Here is a 14,775-nt window from a genome sequence, read left to right as displayed (position 1 = left end):
GTACCCTTTTGTAAATATTACAAGCCGCTGTTTTAAAAATCGCTAATATTCAATATTTCCTGTGGAATATATTTATCTGAGGTAAGTATATCCATTATGACAGATCTATAAACAGCGTCAAATTCCAGTGCAAATACTTGTCCCATATGTCTATTTTGGCCATCTTTTGTATTTGGTAAACTTATATTTCCCTTGGTAAATTTATCTATCATAAACTCATAGCCTTTAATAAAGGGTTTTATATTATAATCATCTTTGAAAATTTTATATAAACCCTCATATATTATTATACCTTCATAATCCAAATCACCAAGATATAGAATTTCATTATTCTTATCTATAAGATAGGGCTCGGCACAAACATCAAAATCTTCAAAGGTCCTATAAATATTTTTACCTCCACCATATATTAATGTAGATATCTCCTCACCAAAAATTCTGTTACTTCCTTTGATAAGGTGTTTTCTCATACTATAAAATGTATCTTTGTTTTCAAGTATTAATATCTTTTGTGGTGAGTTTTTGCTATAAGAATAATAAGAAAGAGGCTCCGTAGTATCGTAAATGTTTAAAAATTCGATAGGTAAGTTAAGATTCTTAAGTATTCTTTTTCCACCTTCACGATTAAGAAATTTTTCTCTTTGCCAAATTTGAAAACTTCTTTCGTTGGCTGATACTTGTGTATTAAGTAAATCTATTGACTCATCAAGAAATTTACTTAGTGAGTGAATGAATTTCCTGTCATCTTTATACCTATCAATATTTTTAATATAATAAGTTTTATCTAACCGAATATTAATACCATATGATAATTCCTGGGTGTAAACAGATGTATCTTCACTCTCATCTATTATGGAATATCTATTATATAAAGAGGGCTGTTTACCGTTAAGCCTACTACTTTTTATAGGCATTATTATTTCATCATGGGTTAAAGTTCTAACAACCTCTGTTAGCTCAATATAATCTATTATGTTAAGGTATTGTTGTAATTCATCAATATCTATTCTTTTCTTATTGAGATTTCTTAAATTTTTCATTATTTTCTCCTTATATAAGCTAGTGTGGCTAATTTTAAGACTATATTCATTGTTTTATATCTCATTTATATTTTAACATATTTATCATGTGGAAACATATGTAGGAGTAAAGTTTGATTACTTTTAATCTTTACTATTATGTTATATAATGGTAGAAATGATTCAAAATTGTAGAATACTATGGTAAAACTATTAAATATAGAAAGGAGAATTTATATGGAAATGAATGGTCTTTCAATTATTATTACAGTTATTAATTTTATCTTATTATTTGCTACCATAATAGTGATATATAAAGCAATACGAGGTTTTAAAAATTTTATTAATAGAAATAAAGAGATGGATAAAAAGATAGATGTTATTCTGAATAAATTAGAAAATAAAGAAGATAATTGAAATTTAGAGTTAATTCGCAAATGTATTTAATGACGAACCAATAGTTGAACAAAGTTAAACATTTTAAAGTAGAGTATTTATAGAGGGGTGATATTATGGTAAACGTTCTTGCAGTTGCAGGTCCAAATTCAAAATATAAGTTGCCCTATGCTCAGCCAGCTGGATTTTGGGCTGGTTTATGGCATGGATTAATAGTACCTATTACATTTTTAGTATGCATATTTAACCCTAATGTACGAATTTATGAAACTAATAACAGAGGTCGTTTATATGATTTGGGATTTCTGATTGGGTCTTCGAGTTCAATTGGAGGAAGTAGTTCTAGAGCGGCGCAATAGATTTTCTGTTACGGAACATTCTTATAGTAGACTAAAGTGTAGCAACAGTAAAATAAAATGAGGATAATTAACATAATATGGAGGATCAGAATATGAAAAAAATATGTAATCAATTATCGAAGATACTCCTTCAGGAAATGCGGAAATTATATGTTTCGAATTGGCAGGGCAACAATTTAATGCAATAAGCGCAGGTCCTTATTTCAAATTTAACCCATCAATCTCCCTTATGGTAACTTGTTACTCTGTTGAGGAAGTGAATACTAAATGGAAACTATTATCAGAAGGTGGGACGGAACTTATGTCGCTTGGTGAATATCCATTTAGCAAGTGGTATGGATGGATTCAGGATCGTTATGGGCTGTCCTGGCAATTGATGCTTGTCGGACCAATTTGGTGTGTCCTGGCAGATTGTGCCGTCAAATATGCAAGAAGTAATGAATGGAACAGAAGATGAAGTTAAAAGAGTAACAGAGGCTTTTCTAAAAATGAAAAAATTTGATTTAGCTGTCTTGGAAAAAGCACGGTTAGGACATTAATTGAAGTCGTCGACCACACTCTAGAGATTAAAGAAATGGAACTGCTGAAATTATAGAAATATATTTTGGTAGTTTTTTTGTTATTCCTAATTATAAGAACAAATGTTCGCATACGTTTCAATATAATACAAATACTATAGACAGGTAATATTATGATATAATAAAGGAGAAACAGACATGGATTATGAAAAGATTGAAGATTCTGTACTTAAAAGTGCTATGGATTTTTTTCAACAAAATGCAGTTGATTTTTTTGGAATAAATACTAAGATAATAGCACCAGCACAAACGGAGTTAAAAGATATAAAATAAATACAAATTTTATGGATTATACTTTCCATACAGAAGATGGTAATTATCTTCATTTCGAATTCCAAACAACAAATAGGCAAGAGGATATAAGAAGATTTATGTTTTATGATGCATCTTTGCATTATAAAGGGAATAGAAAAATAAGAACTGTAGTAGTATATTCTTCAGATATTAAAAAGGTTGAAAGCTATATAGATGCAGGAAGTATTAAATATCATATAGAGGCCTATTACATGAATAATATAGATGGTGATGAAAAATATAATTATTTAAAAAGCAAAATCGACAATAATGAAGAACTTACAAATGAAGAAGTGTTAGCTTTAACCTTTATACCATTAATGAAGGGGAACTAACCAGAACAGAAAGAACCATAAGAAGTATAGAACTCGCAGATAAGATAAATATAAGTGATAGTAAATTAAAGTGCCTTGCAATGTTGTATGCATTGTTAGAAAAATTTGGAGATGCTGAAAGTAAAAAAAGATTTAAGGAGGTTTTTAATATGACAGAAATAGGGAAAATGATATTAGAGGATGGAATTGCAAAAGGAATGGAAAAAGGAATGGAAAAAGGTAGGAAAGAAGGAAAAGCACAACTTTTATTAAAACTGTTAACTAAGAGATTCAATAAAGTACCTAATGAATATAAAAATAAGATAATGGAATTATCAGATGAAACTATAGAAATAATAGGACTTGAAATATTTTACATGAAAGATGTGAAGGAAATTGAGAAATATTTTTAATAGGGCATCCTTGGTTCTGTGAGCCGAAAACTAATTAAATGTGTTAATAGTATAATTTTAAATATGAATTAGCTGGATAGGGATTAAGTGCCTATCCATACTTTTTTTGCATAAAAATAGCGAGACATTACTTTAATTTAGGATATGACAATATTCCCGTAAGTTAGCAACGAAAATGTGGTAGAGTGTAGTAAATTGGAATAGCGGGTGATTTTAATTTATATGATAAAATGTGTGAAACTAAAGGAATAAAAGCAACCGTATTGGTAGGATCAGGGAATGGAATTCGTAGGAATAAACATTTGCAAAGAATATTCGAAGAATTATTTAAGTTAAAGCTTAAGATTCCAGCACACGATTAGGTAGCAACTTATGGTGTGGCACTATTTTCTTTAGTAGCAAGTGAGGAGTATGAGAATATTAATGAAGCACAAAAGGTAATTCAATATCTATAGAAAGTAATATTTTTTCATAAATAATGGTATTATGTAAATATGATTAAAGAAAAGTATAGCGAATAAGAAAAATAGACAAAATAGAATTTTAGGAGGAATTACAATGAAATTAGGATTGAGAAAACCAAGTTTAAAGAAAATGATTAGTAGTAGGACGAGTCCTAAGAGAATAATAAAAAATAGCCTAGGTCTAAAAGCACCACGTGGCTATGGCTGGATTACAAACCCTAAAAAAGCTGCCTATAATCGTGTATATAATCGTACTAGTTTTAGTATTTTTGATGTATTGAAGAAACTTTTTAAATAACAATAATCGAATCTTAACTAATACCTGGGTCTAATCATGATGGATAATCTTTTCAAAATTAATATTAATATTTTATATAATTAAATAAGGACATAAATGTATTAAAAGGGTGTCATAAGCAATTTGATTTCAACTATGCTGTGTGCTTATTAATAGTATATAGGGAGGGCTAAATGTGCTAAAAAAACTAATTCATGAAAAAATTTGGATTATGGGAATAGTGCTAATAATTTGTAGTGTATTGACTTTAAATAGTTTTTATTTTATATCTAATGTTGTGCAAAATATTTATTATGGTATATATATTATTTTGTCATTTATGACTATTGTAATTATTCGTAAGCATTATTCTTTAAAAATTCATCATGGCTTTTTTATACTTTTCAATTTGTTACTTATATATATTGCATATATAACTTTTATAGCTGTACCCTTATTCTTGATATTCCCATCATTATTAATATTTCCATTGTTTTGCTCGGAAAAATCCCATGGAATATTTAAATTTTTTTCTACAATCTCATATACTTTGCTTTTAATTGCAATGGCACTTCTCTTGTTTGTGAGATTAATTTTTACATCTGTAACATTAGATAAAACAGTAGATTCACCAAATAATAAACAGATGATTGAAGTTTATTCTATAGACAATGGTGCTTTAGGTGGCTCTACTCGTGTATATTTGGCAGAAAAATATTGTTATTTATTTAAGAAAAATAGGTTTATTTACTCTGGTGATTACGGAGAAGGCAAAGATATTGTTAAGTGGATAGACAGTAATCATGTTCAAATTGATAGGAAGACTATAGACATTACATTCCGATAATATATTATATATTGTTCTTATAAATCAAATGAATTAATATGAAAATAAATACCAGAGGTTATAACTTCTGCTATTTTCATTGCTAAAATATATGTTGTTTTAATATACATTCAAGGCTGTTGGAGATTGTGAATTAAACCATAAATGAAGTTATGATAATGTATTTAAATTTAGTTAGAACCTTGTTAAATTTAACAAGATTTCAATTAAACAATTAACTGCTGTACCTATTGCTACACTGAAATTACTTGCTTTTATGGAGTTAAGTCTTAGTTAAGAATGCTGTCAAATCTAATTAGATTTAACAAAATGGATAGTTCTGTGATATGAAAATTAATGTGGTAATGGTAGGTATGCTTGCCTTTTTTGATAAACCAGCATCAATCTGTAGATAACCGTACGCAATATATTGATTGGGGGGAATACACATATGGATATCATTATTGAACTAGGAAAAGTAAATGATATTGATGAATTAGAACAGTTTTATAACGATTTGAATGACCATTTGGCAAAAGGAGTAAACTATCCTGGATGGCTAAAGGATATATATCCTGTCCGGCAAAATGCAATTGATGGAGTTAAACGTGGTAATCTCTATGTATCAAAGCATAATGGGAAAATCATTGGCTCTGTTATTTTAAATCATGAACCTGAACCTGCATACTACAATGCTACATGGAAATTTGAGTCTGACTATTCAGATGTTTTTGTTGTACATACATTTGTAGTGCATCCAAAGTTTTTGAAATGTGGTGTAGGCAAAGCATTAATAGATTTTTCTACCGAACACAGTATTAAGTTACAAGCTAAATCAATTAGATTGGATGTTTACGAAGGCAATATACCTGCCATTAAGCTGTATGAAAGATGTGGTTTTAAATATACCGATATAGTTGACTTGGGACTTGGAAGCTACGGATTGAATTGGTTTAGGCTATATGAAAAATTACTATAACATAATAATTATATACTTATGTAATTATTATGTCATAGGTGCAAAGCAACAATGGAGGTGTAATACATGGAAGAGAAAAAGATAAACTTTGGTTGCCCACTGGATTGTTTCGGGAATTGCTCTATGGTAGCAACATTGAAAGATGACAAAATTATAAAAATAGAAGGAAATAAGCATCATCCTTTAACTCAAGGGGTAATTTGTGTGAAGGGTAGAAAACATCTGGAGAGAGTATATCATCCGGATAGAATATTAAGCCCTAAAAGGAAAGTTAATGGCAAATGGGTGGACATAAGTTATGAGCAAGCACTAGATGAAATTTCTAGTAAACTCCTTTCTTATAAAAAAGAATATGGAGCTGAATCTGTACTCCTGTTCTCTAGTGGTGGTTATAGTGGGCTTAGTAAGTCTGTAGATGAAATGTTTTTTAATTATTATGGTGGAGTAACAAAAGCTATAGGTAGTCTATGCTTAGGTGCAGGTAAAGAAGCACAAAAAATCGATTTTGGATCTAATAAAGAGCATGACCCTAAAGATATACTAAATTCTAAGACTATTTTTATATGGGGTAGAAATCCTGCAGATACAAACATTCACCTAATGAAATATTTGAAAGAGGCAAAGGATAGAGGAGCAGATATTTATGTTATTGATCCAATAAAAACAAATACAGCTAAGGTAGCTTCAAAATATATTAGATTAAATCCAGGGACGGATGCTGTCTTAGCTTTTGGTATAGCGAGCTACCTTATTGAGAATGACTTAATTGATATAGACTTCATAGTGAACAATGTTAAAGGATACGCGGATTATAAGGAATATGTGAAGAAATTTAACTTAGATTATGTGCAGGAGATTACAGGAGTAGCTAAAGAGAATATTATTAAACTAGCAAAGGCCTACGCCGAAAATACACCTTCTTCAATTTATATTGGTTATGGACTACAAAGATATAGAAATGGTGGAAACAATGTGAGAGCCATAGATTCCTTAGGGGCCATCACAGGCAATATAGGAAAAAGTGGAGGGGGAGTTAATTACTATCATAAAACTATTAGTAAGTATGTAGTTAGCCATGTAGATAAAAGTGAAGAGCTCAAAGTGAAAAAGAGAAATTATATTATAGGTAAATTTGCTGATTTTATATTAAGTGCTAACAATCCTCCAGTAAAGTGTATGTTTATAAACAAAGGAAATCCACTGGTTCAAGTAGGAGATATAAACAAAACTCTTGAAGCTGTTAAGAAGATTGACTTTATTGTAGCTATTGATTTGTTCATGACAGATTCGGTAAGAGCTGCAGACCTTGTGCTACCAGCAACTAGCATCCTTGAGGAAGAGGACTTTATCTATACAGGAATGTATTCGCCTTATCTTAGCTATTCGGAGCAGGTTATAAAGCCTATGAACAACATCATGGGTGAATACGATCTTTTTAGAAACCTTGCTAAAAAAATGGAGCTAAAAGAGTACCCAGATATTGATAAGGAAGTTTTCTTTAGAAATGCATTAAAGCCTCTTATGGAGAAGGCTAATGTGAGCTATGAATACTTAAAGGAGAATTACTTTGCCCTAGAAGGGGAAGAAATACCTTGGAAAGATGGAAAGTTTGATACACCGTCGGGGAAATATGAACTTTACTCTGAAACTGCTAAAAGCCAAGGATTAAGTCCGTTGCCAGAATATATACCTATAAAGGAAAGGGATGAAAACTATTCACTAAGGTTATTGACACCACACACCAAAAATTCGCTTAATTCCCAGCATTTTGCCTTCGAAGGAGGAAAACCAATAGCTTACATAAATGAAAACACCTTAAAGCAGCAGGGCTTTGAAAATAACCAATTAGTAAAAGTAAAGTCAAAGTACGGTGAAATCGAAGCATATATACTTATAAGCGATATTGTAGGAGAAAACGTAATTATGATTTATGAAGGTATGTGGCATAAAAGTGGTTCAGTAAATATGCTGACAACTGATGAAGTAAGTGATATAGGGGATCAAGCCGCATACTATGAGAGTTTTTGTAGATTAGAAAGTAGGGATTAGTAGGAGGTTATTATCCTTTTGGTGAACACCGAGAAAAAGCTGTGAAAAGACAATTCACGGCTTTTTATAATGTTCATGTCTATTCCGCATTGTGTATGTGTACCACTGTGATGGTTGTTTAAAATGTTTAGTAAATTGTCCATGGACACAAAAGTATATGAAAAACAATATTGCTAAGTGTAAGTCCTTATTGGTATATATACCGATGAATATCGTTACCTCAATAGTAGTATTGACTATTTCTGTTTTACTTGTTTATATTTTTGGCCTGTAGATAATATAAATAAAAGAATAAAAAATAAGGAGCTCAAATATTTTTGTGTAGTAATTTTTTGTCGAGTGGGATGTGTTATCTAATACCACATGGTTTTTTTGTTGTTGCAGTGTTATCTATTTTTACAGCAGTAATAATGATGATAATAGGCTACATAAATAATGGATATAATTAAAAGTTTAATATGTATAAATAATGAGCTGAAATGGTAACCTCATTATTTTTTACTGAAAGTAGGTGACATTAATTCTCCCAGTTTCTTATTAGAAATGATTAACTCGGCAGCCCGTTTTTCTTCCTCTATGCTTTTCAAGGCAAGCTCTTTAGATGCATTAATTAACTCAGCTGCTCTATCTGCTTTCTCTTCACTTTGCAAGGCAAGTTTTTTATATGCATTAATTAACTCAGCTGCCCTATCTACTTTCTCTCTGATTTGAAAAATAAGCTCCTTATTAGCGATAACTAGCTCAGCTGCTCGGTCTGCTTTTTCTTGGCTTTGAAAGGCAAGTTCCTTTTTAGCGATAACTAATTCAGCTTCCCTTTCTGCTTTTTCTTCGCTTTCTTTTAATCTTATTTCTAATTGCTCTATTTCTTGTTTGTAAAAACTATCATTCATATGCCATCCTCCTTTAGTCACATACTTTATTCAGACTATAATTATTTATATTATAACTAATGATAAGTAAGTTTTCAAGTGTATTTTAATACAATAGCTTATCTGATTTTACTGAATAGCAAGAAGAAACTGGTTCCAGTGCGTAGTCTTTAACTAATTAAATACGTTAATAGTATAATTGCCAATATGAATTAGTATGGATAGGGATTATGTGCCTATCCATACTTTTTTGCATAAGATTATTGAGACACCACTTTAATTTATATGATAAAATGTGTAAAATTAATGGTATTAGAGCAACAGTATTGGTAGGCTCACGAATTGAAAATCGCAGTGTAATTCAATATTTTTAGAAGGCAATATTTTTCCTTGGCTAATGGTATTATGTTAATATGGTTAAAGAAGAGTATAAGGGAATTAGAAAATTTGGAGAAAAATTTAAAAGATAAAATTTTAGGAGGAATTATAATGAAATTAGGATTAAGAAAACCAAGTTTAAAGAAAATGATTAGTAGTAGGACCCCAATTAAGAGGTTTGGAGGTGAAAACTAGCTTAACAGTTATAAGGTTAAGCTAGCTTATTATGAGATTATTAGAAGGTATTATGTTTTTGACTGTTTTATTTACTACAGTTTTAGTATTAATAGGTGATTTTAAGAGGATAAAGATAGTTAAATACCTGCCTATATTGGGATTTGTAACATTTATATTTCATTTATTTATAGAAGGGGAGAGATGGCAATTATATCCGTTATATTTAGTGTTAATTATTTATTTTATACTAAGCATACTTCAATTTACAGGGGTATTTAATGTTAATAAGTTAAATAGTCATAAGAGGATAAAAGGCCTAATAACAGGTTTAATGATATTATTTTTAATAATATCAACTATTTTAGCATTAGCATTTCCAGTATATAAGATGTCTATTCCTAAAGGTAAATATAAAATAGGGACGGTATCTTTTGATGTTACGGATGAAAATAGAAAAGCTATATATAGTAATAATTTAGAAAATAACAGAAAAATAAAATTCCAAGTATGGTACCCAGCAGAAAATACTAAAGGGTTTAAACAAGTTCCATGGCTACAGGATGGGGATATAGTAGCTAAAGGGGTTTCAAAATTGATGGGCTTTCCTAATTTTATTTTAAGCCACACAAGTTTAGTAATGTCAAATTCTTATGCGAGTGTACCTATAAGTAAGAGGGAAGGAAAATATCCTGTGGTTATTATATCGCATGGGTGGACGGGCTTTAGAAACCTACATACCGATGTAGCAGAACTATTAGCAAGTGAAGGATATATAGTTGTGTCTATAGATCATACATATGGTTCTGCGGTAACCGTATTTAATGATGGAGAAGTGGCATACTTAAGCAATAAGGCGTTACCTAAAAGAGAGATAACTCCAGATTTTTTTAACTATGCGAATACATTAGTTAATACATTTGCAGGAGATATTAAATTAACCTTAGATACATTAGAAAAGTATAATTTAGGCGATGAAGACTCCATGTTTAAAGGTAAATTTGACTTAACAAAGGTTGGGTTATTAGGCCACTCCACTGGAGGTGGAGCAGTAGTTACTACTGCGTTGCAGGATAAAAGAATAAAAGCTGTGATTGGCATGGATGCATGGGTGGAGCCCAGTAAAGAAGATGATATTAAAAGTGGGCTTAATGTTCCAGCTTTATTCCTAAGAAGTGAGGAGTGGGAAAAAAGTTTAAACAATAAAAAGTTGTCTTTATTATTAGACAGTAGTAAGAATGTTAGGGAATTGTACCAAATTAATGGTATAAAGCATATGGATTTTTCCATGGTTTATATGTATTCGCCACTAAGTAAATACTTCAAGATAACTGGAAAGCTTGATGGTAGAATCGCAAGTGAAATTCAACAGGAATTTATATTGAATTTTTATGAGAAATATCTACATAACAATTCTAATGGTAATACTTTGGAAGTTTCAAAAAAATATGATGAGGTTAAGAAGATATATTAAAAATAAAACTTGCCACTTGCCATGTGGTTGGCACCATTTAACCATCCAATTAAATTTAGATGGTTATTTTTTATACAATCTCATAGTGATATGCTGATATATATATATATTTATACTATAATATACATATTAGTAAAATTACATTTGAAAGAATTAAACATGCAATTAAATCAATTTGGAAGATGAGAACGAAGAGAGGAGTAGTGTAATGAAAAACAATTCGATTAGTAATAAAGACTTTTACAATAATCCGCAGTTAGTTTCAAAGGAATTTATGGAGCTTGACGAAAAGATGCAAGAAGGATATCAATTTTTGATGGATAATAAACATGATAAAGCCGTTAAAAGTTGGATAGAGGTTTGGAATAAATTGATGGATTACATGAAAAATAATAATTTAAAGACATTTGCTAGCTTTGACAATATTTATAATGGTACTCAATTTGTAGTAAATTGGTTAAATGATTTTGAGAATTGCCTATGTAATATAGTTGCAAACGCTGCAACCTCTGCAAACGCTAATGATGGCGAGATATTAGAAGTTTATGGGAGTTTGCGTATCAGTATGAATGAACAAATTATAAGTTTTACAGATGATAGCGAAGAGTTAACCCTGGAAAATGCAAAACGAGCTATAGCAGAAACCCACTTTTATTTAGGAAACATAAAAAAAGGTGAGGAGTTATTTGAAAAATATTTATCGGAAAATCCAACATGGGGATGGGGTTGGATAGGATTGTCTGATCAATATTGGCTTATGAAAGCGATAAACCCTGATTTTTCTAAAGGTGAGGAAGTGCTTTTAAAGGCTCTTAATGTATCTAATTTAGTTAATAGAGAGGATGTAGAAGTAAGACTTTTAAATTTGTATAGTGAATCAGAGCAAAATGAAAAACTAAATAAGTTCGAGAAAGAAATAAACCGAAACATAAGGACGGAAAATAGTTTGGTAGCACCGGGGACAGTCAAATATGAAAAAAATCATGATATTATTAATAATAAAATAGGAAGAAACGAGCCATGTTATTGCGGTAGTGGAAAAAAATATAAAAAATGTTGTGGGAAGTAAAAAAGCATTAGATACCTACGAATATTAAATATAGAGGATTGAAGATGACTATGATAATGAATGGTTTTGAGAACATTTCATTAAAAGCGAATTGGCAAGGAGAAATTGCATCTATTCAACCTAGAACGAGAGTTTGGAGATATCTTACGCATAATAGAACACATTATCATTTAGGATACAATTTATTTATTGTAGGGCATAGCGGTGATGGTAAAAAACAGTTTATAGTTGCAATTTCCGAAAAACAGCAGTTAAAGGGTTTATTTAGATTAGGTGATGGATATCTGGATGAACTTTGCACTGAAGGTAAATATGAAGAAGATTAAGATCGTTTTGTATTCATCAATGTGTTGTGTAGTATGGTTATGATTTTTTAGAATAAATATGAATATTAGGGGTTGATAGTGTGATTCCAAAGGAAAATTCGATTGATTATGAAGAGTTTGAAAGAATGGATAGTGGAAATGAAAGCTTAGAATTTATAAATGGAATAGTGTATATGCAAGCAGCCCCATCTGTAGCACATCAAATTGTTGTCACAAACTTGTCTACTGAATTTGGGAATTATTTTAAGGGTAAAGATTGTAGACATTTTGTTTCTCCTTTTGATGTTATATTTGAAAATGAAAAAGAAAAAAGCAAGGGTCAACCAGATTTAATAGTTATATGCGATAAAAGTGGTCTTAATGAAAAAAATTATGTAGGTGTTCCAACACTTGCAGTTGAAGTGTTGGAACCATCTACTACTTCAAGAGATTATATAGAAAAGATGGATCTATATATGAGATTTGGTGTACAGGAATATTGGATAATATCACCTAGAAGTAAGACCGTTGAAATGTTTACATTACAACAAAATGGAACATACTCTGAACCTAGGATATATTCTAAAGATGATATTGTGAAATCACAAATATTTGAAGAATTTCTAATTAGTTTACAAGAATTGTTTATCTGAAAATAGGTTTTCAACCTTTGTAAGTAGCAACTTTCCGGAAAAACTAAAGTAGTAGTAAAAGGAAAACCATGCAGTTTTTTAAGTCGAAATGGTACTTGTAAGATTGAAAAATGCAAACCACACGGTTGTAGAGACTATCCCTTTACAAATAAGCCAGAAAGATTATTCAGTTTATATAGTATAATCGAATCTGCAAGTGTGTGCCCGGTAGTTTTTGAAATAATTGAAAGATTGAAGAAGACGTATAATTTCAAAAGAAGAAAAAAATAATAAAATTGTGTAATAGGACATTAAAATAATCTAACGAAAAAACTGTCAGAATACATCTGAAATAAATGTATTCTTGCAGTTTTTGTTGTTATAATATAAGTGGTTGAATCTATATTCACTATTGTGATAGGGATAAGAACTTGCCACTTGCCATGTGGGTGGCACCAAAAATACCTGAAATGGAGATGAAGAAAATGAAAAAAAATGAATGTTTATTAAGCATAACTAAACTAAAGAATATACTTAAAAAACAAAGTAGAGAAGAAATAATAGAATTACTTTTGGACAGTTACAAAGCTAGTGCGGAGGTAAAAGAATATATAACTATTAAATATGGAGATTATGATACAATTGAACAAATATTTAGAATTTATAAAAGTAAGGTTCAGGATATATTCTTTCCGAAAAGCATGGGAGCACAATTTAAAATAGGAGAAGCAAGAAAAATAGTAAATCATTTTAAAAAGTTGTGTTCAGATGAAAAACTTGTAATTGAATTAATGCTTTACTATGTTGAAATGGGGGTTAAGTTTACGGATACTTATGGTGACATTAATGAAAGTTTTTATAACAGTGTCGAGAGTATGTATGAAGCAGTAGTAAATTCTATTAATAAACATAAAAACCCGGAAATTTTTAGTGTATTGAGAAAAAGGTTAAAAGCAGTTGTGGATGATACCAGTGGAATAGGATGGGGATTTCATGATAATCTTGGCATCATGTATTTTGAAATAAAGTGGATTGATTTCGAAAATATTGATTCTGATGAGAATGAGCTCAAGCAGATAAAACAATATATAATAGATAGACTTAAACAAAGAAATGATCTTCCGCTTCCGGATGTTGATAAAAACATGAGTATGATTAAGATGATCGATGAAATTATCAATACAGATGATGTTTTTCTTGCAAAGATGGATGCACAGTTCAGTAGCTATAGCAAAGATGATGAATATAACTTCATATCAGATAAAACAGCATATTCTATAGAACTTATAGAACTCATTTTATGGCAAAAAAACTGTTATGAAATGTGTAATGATAATTGTGAATACGAAGGAAAATGCGGCAACTGTGGAAGTAGTGAGTTATATGTTAGAGAAGTACCAAATGAAGATTTTGAAAGCCGAGTTATTTGTAAAATGTGTGAGACAGAATTTATAAGAGAATAGGTTTTCATAATAATTAATCTTATAAAAAGTGTACATTATTTGCGATAGAATATAAAGCTGATGCAACAGTAATTTCATCAATTTTACCCAAAATATTAGAAAGTTTTTCAGTATAATAAGTAGTTAGTTGGGTGACGTTACACCATAACCAGCAGATTGTATGGTTCATATGAAATAAAAGAATAGATATTGGAGGGGCAGTTAAACAGGCTTTACTAACCTGTTCTTTTGTATATGTGGCTCCTGCATTTCCAAGGACATTAAAGTTTACTGCAGCCTCACCAATTTCATTTACAATTTTTACTGCTACCTCATCATAACGTACTGTGCCGGATCGGAAATACTTTGGTCTTCTTCCGGTAAGATCTTCAATTTTCTGTTCATTTAATATTACTTCATCCACTACTTCTCCAATATTCTGAGTTCCTGTAATACCATAAGCT

Annotated in this window: 20 protein-coding genes; 17 read left to right on the top strand and 3 right to left on the bottom strand. The window is 30.3% G+C overall.

What is annotated here, in order from left to right; translation table 11 throughout:
- Positions 1-32: 32 nt before the first annotated feature.
- The gene (locus tag KPL51_RS18685) at positions 33-1,040 is read right to left on the bottom strand and encodes a Wadjet anti-phage system protein JetD domain-containing protein (protein ID WP_216164846.1); all 1,008 of its coding nucleotides are present in this window, start codon (positions 1,038-1,040) and stop codon (positions 33-35) included.
- A 216-nt stretch (positions 1,041-1,256) separates the two neighbouring features.
- Here KPL51_RS18685 and KPL51_RS18680 point away from each other — a divergent pair, with 216 nt between their 5' ends.
- The 11 genes from KPL51_RS18680 (at position 1,257) to KPL51_RS18645 (ending at position 7,968) form a co-directional block, all read left to right on the top strand.
- Complete coding sequence (locus tag KPL51_RS18680) at positions 1,257-1,436, top strand: hypothetical protein (protein WP_216164843.1); 180 nt, start codon at positions 1,257-1,259, stop codon at positions 1,434-1,436.
- A 95-nt stretch (positions 1,437-1,531) separates the two neighbouring features.
- A complete protein-coding gene (locus KPL51_RS18675; protein WP_216164840.1) occupies positions 1,532-1,774 on the top strand; it encodes a hypothetical protein in 243 nt (80 codons plus the stop codon).
- Between the two features lie 160 nt (positions 1,775-1,934).
- Complete coding sequence (locus KPL51_RS18670; protein WP_244998138.1) at positions 1,935-2,231, top strand: VOC family protein; 297 nt, start codon at positions 1,935-1,937, stop codon at positions 2,229-2,231.
- Entirely contained in the window at positions 2,155-2,313 is a 159-nt protein-coding gene (locus KPL51_RS23705; protein WP_224854479.1) for a hypothetical protein, read from the top strand. Before KPL51_RS18670 ends, KPL51_RS23705 begins: the two co-directional genes overlap by 77 nt.
- Positions 2,314-2,490: 177 nt before the next feature.
- Entirely contained in the window at positions 2,491-2,625 is a 135-nt protein-coding gene (locus KPL51_RS24150) for a hypothetical protein (protein WP_263628384.1), read from the top strand.
- Between the two features lie 98 nt (positions 2,626-2,723).
- Complete coding sequence (locus KPL51_RS23700) at positions 2,724-2,981, top strand: hypothetical protein (RefSeq protein ID WP_224854482.1); 258 nt, start codon at positions 2,724-2,726, stop codon at positions 2,979-2,981.
- A 149-nt stretch (positions 2,982-3,130) separates the two neighbouring features.
- A complete protein-coding gene (locus KPL51_RS23695) occupies positions 3,131-3,373 on the top strand; it encodes a DUF4351 domain-containing protein (RefSeq protein ID WP_224854485.1) in 243 nt (80 codons plus the stop codon).
- Between the two features lie 558 nt (positions 3,374-3,931).
- Positions 3,932-4,135, top strand: coding sequence for a hypothetical protein (locus KPL51_RS18660; protein WP_216164837.1), 204 nt, complete (start codon positions 3,932-3,934; stop codon positions 4,133-4,135).
- A gap of 175 nt (positions 4,136-4,310) precedes the next feature.
- Positions 4,311-4,961, top strand: coding sequence for a DUF5412 family protein (locus tag KPL51_RS24395; RefSeq protein WP_216164834.1), 651 nt, complete (start codon positions 4,311-4,313; stop codon positions 4,959-4,961).
- A gap of 430 nt (positions 4,962-5,391) precedes the next feature.
- On the top strand, positions 5,392-5,919 hold the full coding sequence (locus tag KPL51_RS18650) for a GNAT family N-acetyltransferase (RefSeq protein WP_216164831.1): 528 nt from the start codon (positions 5,392-5,394) through the stop codon (positions 5,917-5,919).
- Between the two features lie 66 nt (positions 5,920-5,985).
- On the top strand, positions 5,986-7,968 hold the full coding sequence (locus KPL51_RS18645) for a molybdopterin-dependent oxidoreductase (RefSeq protein ID WP_216164827.1): 1,983 nt from the start codon (positions 5,986-5,988) through the stop codon (positions 7,966-7,968).
- Between the two features lie 491 nt (positions 7,969-8,459).
- On the opposite strand, the gene KPL51_RS18640 is transcribed toward KPL51_RS18645, so the two are convergent.
- Positions 8,460-8,858, bottom strand: a complete 399-nt coding sequence (locus KPL51_RS18640) for a hypothetical protein (protein ID WP_216164824.1) — start codon at positions 8,856-8,858, stop codon at positions 8,460-8,462.
- Between the two features lie 369 nt (positions 8,859-9,227).
- On the opposite strand from KPL51_RS18640, the gene KPL51_RS18635 reads away from it, so the two are divergent.
- The 6 genes from KPL51_RS18635 (at position 9,228) to KPL51_RS18610 (ending at position 14,332) form a co-directional block, all read left to right on the top strand.
- On the top strand, positions 9,228-9,410 hold the full coding sequence (locus KPL51_RS18635; protein ID WP_216164821.1) for a hypothetical protein: 183 nt from the start codon (positions 9,228-9,230) through the stop codon (positions 9,408-9,410).
- 31 nt (positions 9,411-9,441) lie between these two features.
- On the top strand, positions 9,442-10,863 hold the full coding sequence (locus KPL51_RS18630) for an alpha/beta hydrolase (protein ID WP_216164818.1): 1,422 nt from the start codon (positions 9,442-9,444) through the stop codon (positions 10,861-10,863).
- A 208-nt stretch (positions 10,864-11,071) separates the two neighbouring features.
- Positions 11,072-11,932: a tetratricopeptide repeat protein gene (locus KPL51_RS23685; RefSeq protein ID WP_224854491.1), complete on the top strand. Its 861-nt coding sequence runs from the start codon at positions 11,072-11,074 to the stop codon at positions 11,930-11,932.
- Between the two features lie 44 nt (positions 11,933-11,976).
- A complete protein-coding gene (locus KPL51_RS18620) occupies positions 11,977-12,258 on the top strand; it encodes a hypothetical protein (protein ID WP_216164815.1) in 282 nt (93 codons plus the stop codon).
- 80 nt (positions 12,259-12,338) lie between these two features.
- Positions 12,339-12,890, top strand: a complete 552-nt coding sequence (locus tag KPL51_RS18615) for a Uma2 family endonuclease (protein ID WP_216164812.1) — start codon at positions 12,339-12,341, stop codon at positions 12,888-12,890.
- A 464-nt stretch (positions 12,891-13,354) separates the two neighbouring features.
- Entirely contained in the window at positions 13,355-14,332 is a 978-nt protein-coding gene (locus tag KPL51_RS18610; protein ID WP_216164809.1) for a DUF6155 family protein, read from the top strand.
- Between the two features lie 19 nt (positions 14,333-14,351).
- Here KPL51_RS18610 and KPL51_RS18605 read toward each other — a convergent pair whose 3' ends face one another.
- Positions 14,352-14,735 carry a polysaccharide deacetylase family protein gene (locus KPL51_RS18605; RefSeq protein ID WP_216164806.1) on the bottom strand — a complete coding sequence of 128 codons (384 nt, stop codon included), beginning with the start codon at positions 14,733-14,735 and terminating at the stop codon, positions 14,352-14,354.
- Between the last annotated feature and the right edge of the window lie 40 nt (positions 14,736-14,775).

Source organism: Clostridium bowmanii, from assembly GCF_018861315.1.
In the GTDB taxonomy this organism is placed as follows: Bacteria; Bacillota; Clostridia; order Clostridiales; family Clostridiaceae; genus Clostridium_AD; species Clostridium_AD bowmanii.
Note: the sequence above shows the minus strand (reverse complement) of the source record. Positions and strands in the feature narration are given on the sequence as shown.